The following is a 14,333-nucleotide window of genomic DNA, read 5'->3' as shown; positions in this document are numbered from 1 at the left end:
TGTTCATCGCTAGGGCGTATCTAGCACTGAAAAACAAAGACAGGAAGGAAAGAAAATGAACGAGTTCAAACGCCACACTATTGAATCAGCACCAGAAGAGTCGAAAGCCATCTTGCAAGGTGCGCAGCAAAACATGGGCGCGGTTCCGAATTTACTTGCGACATTGGCTGAATCACCAGAAACGCTTAAGGCGTACAATCAGCTTCATGCTCATTTCGCCAATAGCTCATTTACCGCTGAAGAACTCACTGTTGTTTGGCAAACTATCAACGTAGAACACGAATGCCGTTACTGTGTTCCTGCGCATACATTGATCGCTAACTCAATGAAGGTGGATGAGAATATTACGCAGGCGCTGCGAGACGGGACTCTGCTACCAACAGACAAACTTCAAGCCTTGCACGACTTTACCTTGAGCATGGTTCGTGCGAGAGGTAACGTGACTCAGGCTGATCTGGAAGCGTTTTATGCAGCGGGTTACGGCCAGCAGCAAGTGCTAGAAGTGATTCTGGGTTTGTCGCAGAAAGTGATCAGTAACTATGTGAATCACGCGGCGAAAACGCCATTGGATCCTATGTTCCAGCCTTTTGCGTGGGGCAACTGATTCACTCGATTACTGGTCATAGATCAGTAATGCATATTTTTAGTAAGGCCCAAAGAGTTTGGGCCTTTTCTTGTATTTGCTCGATCAAGATTCAATCGGTACCACGAGTATATCCACAGGAGACTTGTTGATGAGGTGCTGCGAGTAAGAAACAATGCGACTCCAAAAGTCTTGGTGATGGCCGCATATTAAAAGATCCACTCGGCTGTCTTGAATCACACCATGCAGCTTGTCGCTCAAATCCCCGGTTCCGATGAAAAACTGACTGATGGGGAAGTTGGCATTGTCTTCAAATGCCTTGAGCTGCTCCATTTTATGGCTATCGAGTGGTCTTAGATCTGGGGTCGCTTTGATGTCGACAATATCAGGGTAGATTTCGCCGTGCGTCCCGTCGATATGAATAAAGGAGATACGTGAATCAAGCTGCTTAGCAAGAAAAACAGCGCGCTCAATAAGGATGTTACTCTCTTCTGAAATCTCTAATGCGACAAGGATATGTTTGTAATGCATAACCAGCCTCTTCCTAATCAATACACACATATAGAATAGACGCTCCAAAGAGCAAAGATTGCTAACTCGATCTCGCTCCGAATAAATACTCAATCTATTTCATTTGATATTGATCTTTGTCAGCTTGAGCTTTTCATCAAAGGCGGTGTAATCTTTCGATAATTATCAAACAGGAATAGATAATATGTTGCTTGAAGATCTGCACGTAGTACTGAAAGTGGCTGAGATGCGCAGTATTACTAGAGCTGCCACCGCGCTAGATATGAGGACTGCAACGGCGAGTGCAGCGGTGAAACGTGTTGAAGCGTCACTTGGCAGCGAACTGTTTATCCGCACAACACGGCAATTGAGGCTCTCAAGTGCAGGTGAGCGCTATATCCCAGAGTGCGAAAAGGCGCTGGAGCTATTGTCGCAAGCGAAGCAGCTTATGCGAGAAGAACAAGGGGAGATCGATGGCGAGGTGAGAATTTCACTCTCCTCAGACCTTGGGCGCAATGTTGTTGTCCCTTGGTTGGATGAGTTCTTAGACGCGCACCCTAAGTTGTCGTTGCGCACGCACTTGAGTGATAGCAATGTCGATCTCTACCGTGATGGCGTGGATATCGCACTGCGTTACGGTTCGCCGACAGACTCAAACCTGTATGGATTTAAGATATGTGATATCCGAAAAGTATTGTGTGCCAGCCCGGAGTATTTAGCCAAACATGGCGAACCCAAACACCCTGATGACTTAAAGCATCACAATGGGCTGTTTTATCAGTTACGTGATGTGCTGAAAGATGAGTGGGAATTTGTCAAAGATGGGCAAGAGATCAAAGTAAAAATGTCGGGAAACCGCGCATCAAATGATGCGGATTTGGTAAGACGCTGGTGCGTGGCCGGAAAAGGGATCGCGATAAAATCTTATTTGGATATGTCGAACGATTTGTTGGCGGGAAATGTTGTAGAAATCATGTCTGACTACCAGCCCACAAGCAGTGAATTGTGGTTGGTTTGCCCAAGTCGTCGCTCTATCACACCCACTGTGCGCTTGCTGCGCGATATGTTCCGTGAGAAGACACAACACGTGTGCGACCTGCTGAATCAACGAGGCATTATACGCTCGTGATCGTCTTTTTGCTTAGGTCTTGCTTTGAGTCAGAGAAACGCGAAAGTGCTTGTGTTACATGTGAGGTTTATTTCGCTTAAAACGGCACGACTATGTTTCGTAAAATTATTCAAACCATAAAACGCTTAGGCTCAACGAACAATAACTATGAGCAAGAAGTTACCGAGATCGTCGACGCGATTGGCGGTCTCGACAATATTTTGGAGCCTGGTGCGTGCGCGACTCGTCTTCGACTGACACTTAAGCAGACCGCTTTGATTGATAAAAAACGTCTGACGGACAGCGGCGCATTTGGCGTTGTGATCTTAGATGAGCAACATGTGCAAATCATTTACGGGGTTAAGGCGAATAGCTACTCTCAGATCATTGAAGAGCGTTTACAAACTAGGAAAGGGTAATCTAAAAAATCGGCCCTATTTTGCGTCGAATATCGGCGTAGACTAATCCAAACAATCATTCGAAGAGCACAGATTATGTCATTTCCAAAACACTTTCTTTGGGGCGGCGCGATTGCTGCCAACCAAGTCGAAGGCGCCTTCAATCAAGATGGCAAAGGCTTGTCTACCTCAGACATGTTGCCAAGTGGTATTTTGAGCCCTCACCAAACACGGGAAGAACGAAACGAAGGGATCAAAGATCTCGCCATCGACTTTTACCATCGTTACCCAGAAGATATTCAGTTGTTTGAAGAGATGGGTTTCAACTGTTTACGTTTGTCCATTGCGTGGACGCGCATTTTCCCAAATGGTGACGAGTTAGAACCCAATGAAGCCGGTCTTGCCTACTACGACAAGTTGTTTGATGAGTTAGCCGCACACGGGATGCAGCCGTTTGTCACCTTATCGCACTATGAGATGCCTTACGCATTGGTGGAAAACTACGGCGGCTGGGGGAGCCGAGAGCTCATCACCTTTTTCGAACGTTACGCACGCACGGTGTTTGAGCGTTATAAAAACAAGGTCAAACTTTGGCTAACCTTCAATGAAATCAATATGTCTTTGCACGCGCCTTTTACTGGGGTTGGTCTTCAAGAAGATGCGAGCGAGCAAGCGATCTACCAAGCGATTCATCACCAACTTCTTGCCAATGCCAAAGCGGTGAACCTGTGTCATCAAATCATCCCAGACGCCAAAATCGGCAATATGCTGTTGGGGGCGCTTTATTATCCGTACACCTGCAACCCAGATGATGTTCTGGCAGCGAGGCATGAGAACAATCAATGGCTGTTTTTCGGGGATGTGCAAACACGTGGTAAGTACCCTGGGTACATGCAACGTTATTTCCGCGAAAACGGGATTACCATCGATATGCAAGAGGGCGATCTCGAACTACTGGCGAGCGCGAGTGTCGATTTTATTTCGTTTAGCTATTACGCCAGTGGCTGTGCTAGCGCCGATCCCAAAGATAAAGAAGTCGGCAACATCGTTTCAGGTGTGCCGAATCCTTACCTTGAGAAAAGCCAGTGGGGTTGGTTGATTGACCCGAAAGGGCTGCGAGTGTTGCTCAATTTTTTATACGACCGATACCAAAAACCGTTGTTTATTGTTGAAAACGGGTTGGGCGCGCGTGATGAAGTGACACCAGAAGGCGAGATTATTGATGACTATCGCATCGCGTACTTAAATGATCACCTCGTACAGGCTCAAGAGGCGATACTCGATGGTGTTGATTTGATGGGCTTTACCAGTTGGGGACCGATTGACTTAGTCGCGAACTCGACTGCCGAGATGAGTAAACGATACGGCTACATTTATGTGGATCGCCATGATGATGGAAGCGGTACGCTTGAACGTAAGCGCAAGAAAAGCTTCTATTGGTATCAGGACGTTATCCGCAGTCATGGTCAGACATTGAGCAAATAAACGAATGAGGAGCCAATGGGCTCCTCATTTTGCTTTTTGGCAGGACAGAAAAAAATCAATGGCAGATTCTAAGTTGCGTTGTCGCTCGCTCAGATCATTGGGTGCCATTCCCAAGAAAACAGGAAAAAAGGTTCGCCCTTTGATTAACGCCCATAAATTGGTCGCCAGCTCTGCACTGTTTTGCGGCGGCAGAGCACCATGATGAATGGCAGAATCTAACCAAGCCTCCATTGGGCAGGTTTTAATGCTCTCAACATTGTTTAAGTGACATTGACCTTGGCACATGGCTTCAATCGTAATGGCAACCAGCAAACGGCGTCTTTCGCACTTCATTACTCGCTCAAGCTGCGTGGAAAAAATATCGATCAGCTGTTGGCGTAAACTCTGGTTGGGGTCGAACGGCGGCAATGCGTGATTAAGCTTCTCTTCTTCCATGATGTGCTCAACAACCGCTTGGTAGAGATTCTCCTTTGACCCAAAGTGAGAATAGACCGTTGGTTTGGTTGTTCCTGCTTGCTTGGCGATGACCTCCAAAGAGGCGCCTTGAACGCCAAGCTCTTTATAACATTCAATTGCCGCTAAAATAATACTCAGCTTGGTTCGTTCGCTGCGTTGACTTCGTTTATCCATACCTTTATCCGTACAGGATGGGGAAAGCTGAGAAGCTACCATAGTTTGTCGTTCCTTCTACTATTGGCGCGGTGTTTTGAGAGTTTTTTCATCTTTTAGTCGCTCGTTCGCTGCTTTTAGCATCAAGGTGCGCGATTGAGTATTTCGTTAAGCTGGTTGACGATATTGACCATAGGGTCGATTTTTTTACCAACGAGTTGCGGTGCATCAGGTGTCGATAACACAAAGTCGGTCGCTTCAATCCCCTCGGCGATGGGCACATAACCTGTATAGCGCTCTTTGATTGTCGCAAGGGTCACTTGCTTTGGCCGCACAATCCGTTGTTCGTCAAGGACAAAGAGAGTCGGGATGCCGTCCTCAGTATGTAGTGCGATTTCTGGCACAAACAGCTGGGGTTTTGGCTCTGGGCTATTGAGGTAGAGCGTCGTCTTCGAGCCAATCAGGTGTTCGCCATTACCATTGTCAAACACCGCATAGGCGGATAACTTTGCATGTTGATCAGAGAGGCTTGAGTCGACGTACTTGAGCTTGCCATCAATAAAGCTCCCCTCCGCAGATTGAAGCGACGCTTTTAGCGTGTCGGGTTCGTTATTAAGGACTTGGCGGAAGGTATTGAGCACCTCTGGTGAGGCCATAAAGTGCACTTCAACCGTATCAGTGGCCACCAGTTCAGAAACTAGATCTCCCGCATTGACAAGGTTGCCCGTATTAAAGCGAATTTGGCCCATTTTGCCCGAAAATGGCGCGTAAACTGTGGTCGACTTCAGCGCCTTTTGCGCGTTGAGCAAATTGTTTCGTGTTGCGTCGACAGCTTTCACGGCGGTATTGAGCCTTGGATCGTTTTCATGAGCGGTACGGGTGAGCTCCATGATGTTTCTTGTCGCCATTTGATACTCATACTCTGCTGCCTTCACCGCGAGGGCGGGCAAAGCATCATCAAAGCTAAATATCGGCTCTCCTTGGTCAACGTATTCGCCATCTTGAACATAAATCGTATCGATTTTCGCGCTATGCTCAGCAATGATTTGGGTGAATTGCGATGGCTTAATTTCGCCATCGAGTGGGGTTAACTGGGTGACTTGGCGCTCGATTGGAAACTGAACCACGTAAGCGGTGGGCTGCGCGTTTGGTCCAGCTTCTGAACGCTGACAAGTAAAAAACAGAATCGGAGCAAGAGTAAAAGTAAGGCCAACAGAAAGGGCGAGTTTGTTCATGTCTGTCCCTGGATTATTATTGTTCTGGCTTATTGGATTGGTAAATGGTGCTGATTTTATTATCGTTCCCAAGAATATTTTAACTTTACCGTTAAGTAAAGTTATTGGCAGGTTCAAGAGTGAGACAAGGTTAAGACCAGAAAACAGCGGTACGGGTTAATTCTCGGATTATGAGAAACTATTGTGACCAATGCTTATTAATTCCTACAGGATAAGAATACAATTTGATCATCAACCAATTCTAGCGATACAACAAGAGCGTGAACTCTATGAAGCAGAGTAGTGGACAAGTAAACGAGAAGGTTCTGCAGTTATTAATGCAAGTGGCGGTGAATGATGAGCCGGTGACTGCCAAACAGCTCAGCGAGCAGGTAGGAACACCAATCAGTAGCTTATATCGCCATCTTAAACTGTTAAAAGAGTGGAACCTGATTGAAGAGAGTCCATCAGACAAAACCTTGATCATCGGTCCGGCTGCATTGATGCTAATGCGCAGTTACGAAACCAGCCAGCACGATTTGGATGCGGTTGATGTGGTGCTAAATCGGCTGCAAAAACAGACCGGTGAAATGGCGGCGTACATGGTGCCCGTAGGCTACAGAGCGCTATGTGTGAGCCGTAAAGAGAGTATGCAGGCGCTTCGTTGCAGCTACGTCCAGGGTCAAAGTCAACCTCTGCTGCGAGGCGCCTCATCAAAGGTGATGCTTGCGTATATGCCTGCGCAGCGATGCGAAAAGATCTTACGTTACTTTGGCGAATACAACCATATTTCGCAGTGGCAAGAAGAGTTGGCGCAAATCCGCAATCAAGGATACGCGCTCAGTACTTCGGAGATCGACTCAGGGGTGTCAGGGATCAGCGCACCAGTGATGAAAGGAACAAAATTGGTCGGAGCGATTTCGGTCATGGCGCCTGCCCATAGGGTAGAACAAAACCGGCAAAAGATAATTTTGCACGTTCTTCAAGCAGCAAGGGCTTTGCCCCCAGAAAGGTAATGCGATGTTTGGGCTATTTCGACGTAACAAAACACACAGTATCACAGGTATTTCTTCACATCGGTTAGCGTTGTTGACCGTATCGGAACGAATTAAGCCGATGAAACAGGTGGACTTTGAGATAGCCGATCAGAGCTTAGAAGAGATGTTTGACTGGCTAGTGTCGCTGGATCAATCGCACTGGTTAAATGGTGGTCACTACAATCTCATGGAGCAGTCTGCTAATCAGTTCCAATTGCACCTCAGCCGTTTTTTAGGCTCTGATACGTTGCCCGTTGTGCTGACAAACAATAGCGAGAGTTTGCTCTACAGCTTACCTCTTCTTCATTCTTCGCAGCGAGATTTGGGCATTATTCATATTGGTCGGCAGTTTGAGTTAAAAGCGTCACTAGAGCCTGACCAAGGCTCGGCCTTTCACTTTGCATTGTCACGCTATAATGAATGCCGATTGTTCTGTTTAGGGATCGACAGTGCCAACATTGACGAGCGAACCATTGAGTATGCAGAAGATCTTGGCTGTGATTGGTTAACGTTGCCAGAGTGCAACTTTAGTCATCGTTTTCAAGTGAAGCAGCAGATCGCGACGTATCTTACCCATTGTGAAGAGGTGATACTCAACATTGATCTTGCTTGCTTATACCCAGTTTCTCGTTTGGAGCAGGGCAGCGCATTGGATATTCAAATGGTCAGCCGTATGTTGAGACAAATCTTGATTTCAGGAAAGGTGCGCCAAATTCAGTTGGTCGGCTATAAAGATAAACACCTGTTCTCCAAACAAACTCAGGCCATTTTCCATGAGCTCGCAGAGATGTTTCCAAGCTCCAATCAAGCCGCATAGAGTGCTTCAAAGGCGCTAAAAACGCAAAAGCTGGCGATTAAGCCAGCTTAGTTTTTTGGGGTAGCACATTAAGATTCTTTGTTCGCGTTTTTGTTCGACTCTTTCCAATACTGAATACGAACGCGATGCAATTGTGCTTTTCTCATTTTCTTCATGATATTCCCTCACGTAAATACAAATCCGCTCTTCACTGAGCTAATGTGAATCAAGTTCCTCATGAACAAGACTCAATTTAGCCGCCAATTTTCAAAAAAGCTAGGGTTTGGTTCACATTTTTTTGCATGTATGCCGTACCTTATTTACCAAAATTGAACCATAGCGCACTTTAATGAGTTTGCCATGTAAGTGTCGTTTTTATGTAAAGGGTTCTTAACCCATAAGAAACAATAAGTTAATTTCTCTGTCATTTACGGCTTCTACCATTCCTTGGCAATTTTTATTAAAACTAAGCAAGGAGTCAGCAATGTGTCCAGTTTCAAGCGATAAGCGTGATAATCAGGATTCTGAGTTCAGCCAAATGATCGATGCTCGTCTGTCGAGACGCCGATTTTTAGCTGGAACAGCGGCAGTAAGTGCAAGTGCATTTCTTTCGCTAAACCCGATCACAAAGGCTTTCGCTGCAAAAGGTGAAAGTGCTCTGCTCAACTTTGAAGCGGTTCCAGCATCGACAGCTGACGCATTCATCGTACCGAAAGGTTATAAAGCGACCCCATTACTTTCTTGGGGAGACCCAATCTTTAATGGCGCGCCAGAGTTTGACCCAAGCGGTAAGCAAGGCTCTGACGCACAGCTTCGTCAGTTTGGTGACAACACCGACGGCATGAGCTTTTTCCCAATCAATGACAGCCGCGCAGTGATCGCGGTAAACAACGAGTACACCAATTACGATTTGCTGTTTGATCACGGCGGAAAGGCGATGACAGCAGACGACGTTCTTAAAGCGCAAGCAGCGCATGGCGTTACCGTGTTTGAAATTATCAAATCCGATAGCGGTTGGACGCTCGACAAAAGCGGCGCACGCAATCGACGCATCACCGCAAACACGCCTATGCAGCTAACCGGCCCGGCTGCGGGGCACGAGCTGATGAAAACCGAGCTAGACCCTTCAGGTATGACACCGCTTGGCACATTCAACAACTGTGCGAATGGCCAGACGCCTTGGGGAACTTACCTCACTTGTGAAGAGAACTTTAACGGCTACTTTGGTACTAACGCGAGCGCAGAGCTAAGTGATGATCACAAGCGTTATGGTGTGAAAGCGGCGAAGAGCAAGTATCAGTGGCATGACAGCGATGAGCGTTTTGATGTGGCAAAACACCCGAACGAACCACATCGCTTCGGCTGGGTTGTTGAGATTGACCCGAATGACCCAACATCAACGCCGCTAAAGAGAACAGCTTTAGGTCGTTTTAAGCATGAAAATGCAGCGTTACTGATCAACGACGACGGTCATGTGGTTGTGTATCTCGGTGACGATGAGCGCGGAGAGCATCTATACAAGTTTGTGTCGAAGAACAAGTATCAGCCAGGCAATGACAAAGCAAACCGCAACCTACTGGAAGAGGGCACTCTGTTTGTCGCCAAGTTTGAAATGGATGAAAACGAGCTCAAAGGCAAAGGTCAGTGGATTGAGCTGACACACGGCAAGAACGGTTTAACCAAAGAGAACGGTTTTAACGACCAAGCAGAAGTGATGATTTTTGCTCGCCGTGCTGCGACACAAGTTGGAGCCACTACGATGGATAGACCTGAGTGGGTTGCGGTTCATCCAAACAACAACCATGTGTTCTGTACGCTAACCAACAATAAGAACCGAGGTGTGAAAGAAGGTCAACCTGTTGGTGGTCCTAACCCTCGTAAAGAAAACCACTATGGCCAAATTGTACGTTGGGTACCGCAAGCCGGTGACCATACCAATGCGGGATTTGAGTGGGACCTTTACTTAATTGCAGGTAACCCTGAGGTCCACAAAGGCAACCTATATGCAGGAAGTGCCAACATTACCGCAGACAACATGTTCAATAGCCCAGACGGGATTGGTTTCGACTCTGCGGGACGTTTGTGGATTCAAACCGATGGTAACTACTCGAACAAAGGGGACTTTGCAGGACAAGGCAACAACCAAATGCTGTGTGGTGACCCAATGACCGGCGAAGTTCGCCGTTTCTTGACTGGACCAATTGCGTGTGAAATCACGGGTATGACTTTCTCAGCAGACAACAAAACGATGTTTGTGGGTGTCCAGCACCCAGGTGAAAAAGGCGCGCCTTCTCACTTCCCAGGTGGTGGTAACAGCAAGCCGCGTTCAACGATCATGGCGATCACCCGTGAAGATGGCGGCGTGATTGGCGCATAATCACAATTAAAGTGGTGTAATCAAAGCTTCAGAGTGCCTGACTCTGGAGCTTTTTTTATTCTCAGTTCCTTAAAAGTTGATACCAGCGCGACTATCTGTACTGCACAAAGCCTAAAAGCCAAAAATTGATAATATCTCCAATATTGAAATGGCAATGGCTAGGCTGTTTTTTACCAATTACTCTCCGCAAAGACAGGGCAACACTGAAATACCGCGCCTTGTCGGGAGTTAATTACGTGCTAGATTTGGTTTTTTACAAGGTTGTAACGTCAACTCTCAGCCACTTTATTGTCAATTAATTGCTCTCTCAAGTGGAAACTTAGCGCAAGTTTAAGTGGTAATTTTGCCGTCTTGAGTGGGATGCAAGCTCAAAAGCAAGAAAAGTGTGACTTTGTATAAATTTGCTACTAAATCTAGTTGCTTCATTTGTACGGTATGTCTATATTGAAAGAGTACCCAAACTAACCAAAGGTGTTTAGACCAAGTCGATTTCAATAGTTAATACGAATACACTGCACGATACAGAAACACAACTTTGCGCGATTTCGCGCTGTGTGATTCCCAAACGTAAAAGAATAAAGTATTGCATGACGGCCTTCGCGATTTAGCGGCATCTTATGGTTAGCCAGGTATTGGTGATGTTAACCATGGAGGAGATTAGGCTATGATATCAGTGATTCTATTCGCATTAGCAATTGTGGTTTTCTTCTGTTGTTGGACTGCCCAACACGGTCTACCTGTGTTAGGAATGAAGCTCGATGAGACCGACCAACTTCTATTGTCGGAAGTGCTCGGTGAAGAAGTTCTAGAAGCATAAGCTACCCACTCAGTCGCGCAGGGGGCTCCCACGGGTCCTCCTAGTGCCTGCCTTACTATATATACTCCCCGTTATTCTCTCTTTGCAATACTGTGCTCAATCGTCTCCTTAACTGTCTTAAACCTTGCCGGCCAATCACGGTTCTTTTTTGAAAGTAAGTAGAGGCTCTCGGTTATTGAGCTTGGTAATGGATAGACCGTGACCTGCTCTCGGTGGGTAAAACTTTCCAACGTGCTTTTTGGCAAAATAGTAAATCCTAGCCCTTTCGATACGGGCAGAAGAATTTGCGCAATCTGATTGACGTAGCCCGTCATCGGGACGTCATTCATAGCTAGGCTAGCGAGCTCGGGATTATCGAACTGTGAAAAATAGAGCGCGAAATAGTGGGCAGCATCAGGGTGACGAATAAACCCTAGCTGCTTGAGTGTATCTACGCTTAGTGGCTGCTTACTAGCAGGATGCTTGGCGGGTAACATCAAGCACAGAGGCTCATTCCCGAGTTTTTCGCTGTGGAAGCGAGCGTCATTCGGCACTCGTGTCACAATCCCAAGGTCGGCGCGATCGTCGAGTATGTCATTGAGGATTTTATGCTCCGGCGCTGCCTCGACTTGTGGAATGAGTTTTGGGTGATGACTTTGTAGCTCCAGTAAGGCGGGGTAAAGCATCAGGGCCATTGAGCCGGAGCAAGAGAGCGACACGGCTCCAGCATAAGGATCGTCTTCGCCCAATGAGGCAAGGAGCTGCTGTTCACTCTTCTCAAGACGTTTGGCGTAGTTGTAAACGGCGCTTCCTTGCTCGGTAATCGAGAAACTTTTCTTGTCTCGCTTAATCAATAGATAGCCGCATGCTTCCTCAAGCTTTTTTATGTGCTGAGTGACGCCTGGCTGAGTCATGAACAGCTTATCTGCCGTTTTGGTAAAGTGGCCTGTATCGATAAGAGTGGTAAACGTTTTTAACCAAGTAGGGTTGAGCATGATGCTTACTTCATAAAATTCTATTATTAAAATTAGATTAAGCGATAATTACTGGTTTGTGTAGCAACCCTTGCCTGAACGGCAAAATTATTGTGTGCATCACGCTTATGATTGCTGTTATGATTCTCAGCAAATAGTCGGGGGGCCTGACCATCATTGATGGCATGGCTGAGATCGCACTGCGAGACCCGTTGAACCTGATTCAGTTAACACTGACGTAGGGAACTATTCGCGTGACACTGGGTAGTGTGTCCGCACTCGCCGGCGGTTTCTCTGCTGGATGAGAGTTCCTGTACGTCTTGTAATAGGAGCACTCATGCCACATTCACAAGACAATATCCCCATCGTATTGACCATTGCTGGCTCAGATAGCGGCGGCGGCGCGGGCATTCAAGCCGACATCAAAGCCATCTCTGCAACCGGAAGCTATGCGTGTTCGGTCATTACTGCCATCACGTCACAAAACACCCTCGGCGTATCCGCCATACATCCTATACCCGTTGCTCATATTGAAAGCCAGCTCGATGCCGTTTTTTCAGATCTCAACATCGTTGCCGTAAAAGTAGGGATGCTCGCAGACAGCGAAATCATCGACATGGTCGCGCGAAAGATTCGTCAATATCAACCAAAGCATCTTGTGGTAGACCCTGTGATGGTGGCGACCAGTGGAGATTTGTTGTTAAAACACCGCGCGATAGAGGTCTTGAAGCGTGAGTTGCTGCCATTGGCCGATCTCATTACCCCTAATTTGCCAGAAGCCGCCGCCCTTATTGGCGGGCAAGTGCCTAAAACCGAGGATGATATGGGGGCGATGATTGAGCAACTGAGAGGGCTCGGAGCGAATGCTGTTTTACTCAAAGGTGGGCACCTTGATAGCGATGACAACAGCAACGACCTACTGATTGAAGCCAAAAGTAGTGACTTATTGCGCGCGCGACGCTTTGCGACGAAAAATACCCACGGCACTGGTTGCACCTTGTCATCAGCGATTGCGTCTTATCTCGCTCAAGGGAATCGTCTTCACAAGGCGGTGTATCTTGGCAAGCAATATATTTCTCAAGCGATCTCTCATGCTGATGAGCTCACAGTGGGTCGTGGCCATGGCCCAGTCCATCACTTTTTCCCCGGTCATATCAATGTGAGATAGCCCTTTAGCGACTCGAGTGAAAGAGGAAATTGACGTCGTTTTGCGATCATCTTTGGCTGCTGAAATGAACTTTCATCGAATTGACATAGTGTTGATAAAGCTCGCAACAAACAGGCGTTTAATACGGTTCATGTTGAGTTGTGGAGCGGTGAATTCGAGTGAAAAACTATCTGATGAAAAAGCAGTATGGCTTGGGGTTATTGGCCATCTTGGTGTTATTGGTTTCTCCAATGTCACTGCTCGTTAGCCATATCGATTTACTGAGTGACGTCTCTTTCGAAGAAGGGCTTTTTTATACTCTGCTCACTGATTCCGCTGGTTCACAAGGCTTTCTCATTACCTTGTTAGTTCTGTCACTGTTGGTCTGGAGAAAACGCCCGTCTACTCAAAACTTGCTTGCCAACGGCGTCCAACTGGGGGTGATTTTGTTGATTGGTTTTGCGGCTAAAACCGGGCTGAAAATCATGACAGAAAGCCCTCGACCTTACACGGAACTTTTGTCTCACCAGCTTCTCATTCCGCAGCCGGAGCATTTTTACAAGCTCAACTCGACACAAAAAGCTGAAGTTATTGATGGCATTTCGACGCAAGTAAGCCAATGGAGAACTCGTCATTGGCAAGGTGAAAAAGATTACTCGTTTCCCTCAGGTCATACGATTTTCGTGGCCATCTGTATCGCGTTTTTTGGTGGGCTATTTGTGCAATCAAGAGAGTACGGACTCGCCGCTGCGCTTATGTTGTGGGGACTCGGTGTCGCGTATAGCCGACTGTGGCTCGGAATGCACCGACCGATAGACCTTGTAGGTTCTATCGTCTTTGTTTCCGCGGTTTATCTATTGGTGCCTCAGTTCCATACATTGAGCGAAAAGATCCTCCTCAAGCTTCCAATCTTGACTCACAAATAGACCGGCTCAAATACAGCGTTTGTTTAGAGATCCCGCATTAGCGTCTCTAACTCTTCGTTGGCTGAATCAATCAAGCGGTTGATTTCTTCCGCGTCTTTGTTGGTTAGCTCAAGTTGCCAAGGTTTTTGCTCGCCCTGAGCAGATAATCGAGTATATTGGCCAACTTTTCTAAAGCTCAGTTCAGAAAATTCGGCTTGGTGATGAACCTTGTTTTCCCTAATGTCGACATCGAGTAAGCCGACAGGATTGATCTCCACATGAGCATGGTTTTGGTCATGAAGTTGATAGTCTCTATGTACGGAAATCATAAGCGGCTCCTTACTATTGTGAACGGGTGTTTAAACAAGTGTAGGATAGGGAATTTGAACGCTAC

General features: G+C 46.9%; 15 protein-coding genes and 1 riboswitch. Of the genes, 10 read left to right on the top strand and 5 right to left on the bottom strand.

Annotated features, from left to right (window positions below):
• Positions 1–55 precede the first annotated feature (55 nt).
• Positions 56–604 carry a carboxymuconolactone decarboxylase family protein gene (locus U9J37_RS17265; RefSeq protein ID WP_005473965.1) on the top strand — a complete coding sequence of 183 codons (549 nt, stop codon included), beginning with the start codon at positions 56–58 and terminating at the stop codon, positions 602–604.
• A gap of 84 nt (positions 605–688) precedes the next feature.
• On the opposite strand, the gene U9J37_RS17260 is transcribed toward U9J37_RS17265, so the two are convergent.
• Positions 689–1,114, bottom strand: a complete 426-nt coding sequence (locus U9J37_RS17260) for a universal stress protein (RefSeq protein ID WP_005473951.1) — start codon at positions 1,112–1,114, stop codon at positions 689–691.
• Positions 1,115–1,298: 184 nt separating this feature from the next.
• Between U9J37_RS17260 and U9J37_RS17255 the strand changes: the two genes are divergently transcribed.
• The 3 genes from U9J37_RS17255 (at position 1,299) to U9J37_RS17245 (ending at position 4,084) form a co-directional block, all read left to right on the top strand.
• Positions 1,299–2,222, top strand: coding sequence for a LysR family transcriptional regulator (locus U9J37_RS17255; RefSeq protein WP_005474015.1), 924 nt, complete (start codon positions 1,299–1,301; stop codon positions 2,220–2,222).
• A 92-nt stretch (positions 2,223–2,314) separates the two neighbouring features.
• Positions 2,315–2,620 carry a PTS sugar transporter subunit IIB gene (locus U9J37_RS17250; RefSeq protein ID WP_005473891.1) on the top strand — a complete coding sequence of 102 codons (306 nt, stop codon included), beginning with the start codon at positions 2,315–2,317 and terminating at the stop codon, positions 2,618–2,620.
• A gap of 72 nt (positions 2,621–2,692) precedes the next feature.
• Complete coding sequence (locus tag U9J37_RS17245; protein WP_043887170.1) at positions 2,693–4,084, top strand: glycoside hydrolase family 1 protein; 1,392 nt, start codon at positions 2,693–2,695, stop codon at positions 4,082–4,084.
• 24 nt (positions 4,085–4,108) lie between these two features.
• Here the strand turns inward: U9J37_RS17245 and U9J37_RS17240 are convergent, their stop codons facing one another.
• Together U9J37_RS17240 and U9J37_RS17235 are read right to left on the bottom strand one after the other, a co-directional pair.
• On the bottom strand, positions 4,109–4,714 hold the full coding sequence (locus U9J37_RS17240) for a TetR/AcrR family transcriptional regulator (protein WP_005473917.1): 606 nt from the start codon (positions 4,712–4,714) through the stop codon (positions 4,109–4,111).
• Between the two features lie 122 nt (positions 4,715–4,836).
• Positions 4,837–5,928, bottom strand: coding sequence for an efflux RND transporter periplasmic adaptor subunit (locus U9J37_RS17235; protein WP_005473957.1), 1,092 nt, complete (start codon positions 5,926–5,928; stop codon positions 4,837–4,839).
• 269 nt (positions 5,929–6,197) lie between these two features.
• Here U9J37_RS17235 and U9J37_RS17230 point away from each other — a divergent pair, with 269 nt between their 5' ends.
• The 4 genes from U9J37_RS17230 to U9J37_RS17215 all read left to right on the top strand — a co-directional run bounded on the left by U9J37_RS17230 (position 6,198) and on the right by U9J37_RS17215 (position 10,934).
• Positions 6,198–6,923 carry an IclR family transcriptional regulator gene (locus tag U9J37_RS17230; RefSeq protein WP_005473990.1) on the top strand — a complete coding sequence of 242 codons (726 nt, stop codon included), beginning with the start codon at positions 6,198–6,200 and terminating at the stop codon, positions 6,921–6,923.
• 4 nt (positions 6,924–6,927) lie between these two features.
• Positions 6,928–7,761: an arginase family protein gene (locus U9J37_RS17225; protein ID WP_005473932.1), complete on the top strand. Its 834-nt coding sequence runs from the start codon at positions 6,928–6,930 to the stop codon at positions 7,759–7,761.
• Between the two features lie 463 nt (positions 7,762–8,224).
• A complete protein-coding gene (locus tag U9J37_RS17220; RefSeq protein ID WP_005473901.1) occupies positions 8,225–10,117 on the top strand; it encodes a PhoX family protein in 1,893 nt (630 codons plus the stop codon).
• A 664-nt stretch (positions 10,118–10,781) separates the two neighbouring features.
• On the top strand, positions 10,782–10,934 hold the full coding sequence (locus U9J37_RS17215) for a hypothetical protein (RefSeq protein WP_005473982.1): 153 nt from the start codon (positions 10,782–10,784) through the stop codon (positions 10,932–10,934).
• A gap of 71 nt (positions 10,935–11,005) precedes the next feature.
• On the opposite strand, the gene U9J37_RS17210 is transcribed toward U9J37_RS17215, so the two are convergent.
• Positions 11,006–11,908: a LysR family transcriptional regulator gene (locus U9J37_RS17210; protein WP_005473893.1), complete on the bottom strand. Its 903-nt coding sequence runs from the start codon at positions 11,906–11,908 to the stop codon at positions 11,006–11,008.
• Positions 11,909–12,036: 128 nt separating this feature from the next.
• Positions 12,037–12,149, top strand: a riboswitch (TPP riboswitch).
• Positions 12,150–12,224: 75 nt separating this feature from the next.
• On the opposite strand from U9J37_RS17210, the gene thiD reads away from it, so the two are divergent.
• Together thiD and U9J37_RS17200 are read left to right on the top strand one after the other, a co-directional pair.
• On the top strand, positions 12,225–13,055 hold the full coding sequence (gene thiD / locus U9J37_RS17205; protein ID WP_005473953.1) for a bifunctional hydroxymethylpyrimidine kinase/phosphomethylpyrimidine kinase: 831 nt from the start codon (positions 12,225–12,227) through the stop codon (positions 13,053–13,055).
• Positions 13,056–13,213: 158 nt separating this feature from the next.
• Entirely contained in the window at positions 13,214–13,960 is a 747-nt protein-coding gene (locus U9J37_RS17200; protein ID WP_005473899.1) for a phosphatase PAP2 family protein, read from the top strand.
• 23 nt (positions 13,961–13,983) lie between these two features.
• On the opposite strand, the gene U9J37_RS17195 is transcribed toward U9J37_RS17200, so the two are convergent.
• Positions 13,984–14,268 (bottom strand): hypothetical protein, encoded by a 285-nt coding sequence (locus U9J37_RS17195; protein WP_005473926.1) that lies wholly within the window; start codon positions 14,266–14,268, stop codon positions 13,984–13,986.
• Positions 14,269–14,333 lie beyond the last annotated feature (65 nt).

The organism is Vibrio sp. 16 (assembly GCF_963681195.1).
GTDB classification, from domain to species: Bacteria; Pseudomonadota; Gammaproteobacteria; order Enterobacterales; family Vibrionaceae; genus Vibrio; species Vibrio sinaloensis_D.
Note: the sequence above shows the minus strand (reverse complement) of the source record. Positions and strands in the feature narration are given on the sequence as shown.

What these genes read in the sequence shown, in the direction of transcription:
- U9J37_RS17215 (WP_005473982.1), top strand. Translation starts at nt 10,782, where the DNA reads ATGATATCAGTGATTCTATTCGCATTAGCAATTGTGGTTTTCTTCTGT.
- U9J37_RS17260 (WP_005473951.1), bottom strand. Translation starts at nt 1,114, where the DNA reads ATGCATTACAAACATATCCTTGTCGCATTAGAGATTTCAGAAGAGAGT.
- U9J37_RS17255 (WP_005474015.1), top strand. Translation starts at nt 1,299, where the DNA reads ATGTTGCTTGAAGATCTGCACGTAGTACTGAAAGTGGCTGAGATGCGC.
- U9J37_RS17210 (WP_005473893.1), bottom strand. Translation starts at nt 11,908, where the DNA reads ATGCTCAACCCTACTTGGTTAAAAACGTTTACCACTCTTATCGATACA.
- U9J37_RS17265 (WP_005473965.1), top strand. Translation starts at nt 56, where the DNA reads ATGAACGAGTTCAAACGCCACACTATTGAATCAGCACCAGAAGAGTCG.
- U9J37_RS17235 (WP_005473957.1), bottom strand. Translation starts at nt 5,928, where the DNA reads ATGAACAAACTCGCCCTTTCTGTTGGCCTTACTTTTACTCTTGCTCCG.
- U9J37_RS17220 (WP_005473901.1), top strand. Translation starts at nt 8,225, where the DNA reads ATGTGTCCAGTTTCAAGCGATAAGCGTGATAATCAGGATTCTGAGTTC.
- U9J37_RS17225 (WP_005473932.1), top strand. Translation starts at nt 6,928, where the DNA reads ATGTTTGGGCTATTTCGACGTAACAAAACACACAGTATCACAGGTATT.
- U9J37_RS17240 (WP_005473917.1), bottom strand. Translation starts at nt 4,714, where the DNA reads ATGGATAAACGAAGTCAACGCAGCGAACGAACCAAGCTGAGTATTATT.
- U9J37_RS17195 (WP_005473926.1), bottom strand. Translation starts at nt 14,268, where the DNA reads ATGATTTCCGTACATAGAGACTATCAACTTCATGACCAAAACCATGCT.
- U9J37_RS17230 (WP_005473990.1), top strand. Translation starts at nt 6,198, where the DNA reads ATGAAGCAGAGTAGTGGACAAGTAAACGAGAAGGTTCTGCAGTTATTA.
- U9J37_RS17250 (WP_005473891.1), top strand. Translation starts at nt 2,315, where the DNA reads ATGTTTCGTAAAATTATTCAAACCATAAAACGCTTAGGCTCAACGAAC.
- thiD (WP_005473953.1), top strand. Translation starts at nt 12,225, where the DNA reads ATGCCACATTCACAAGACAATATCCCCATCGTATTGACCATTGCTGGC.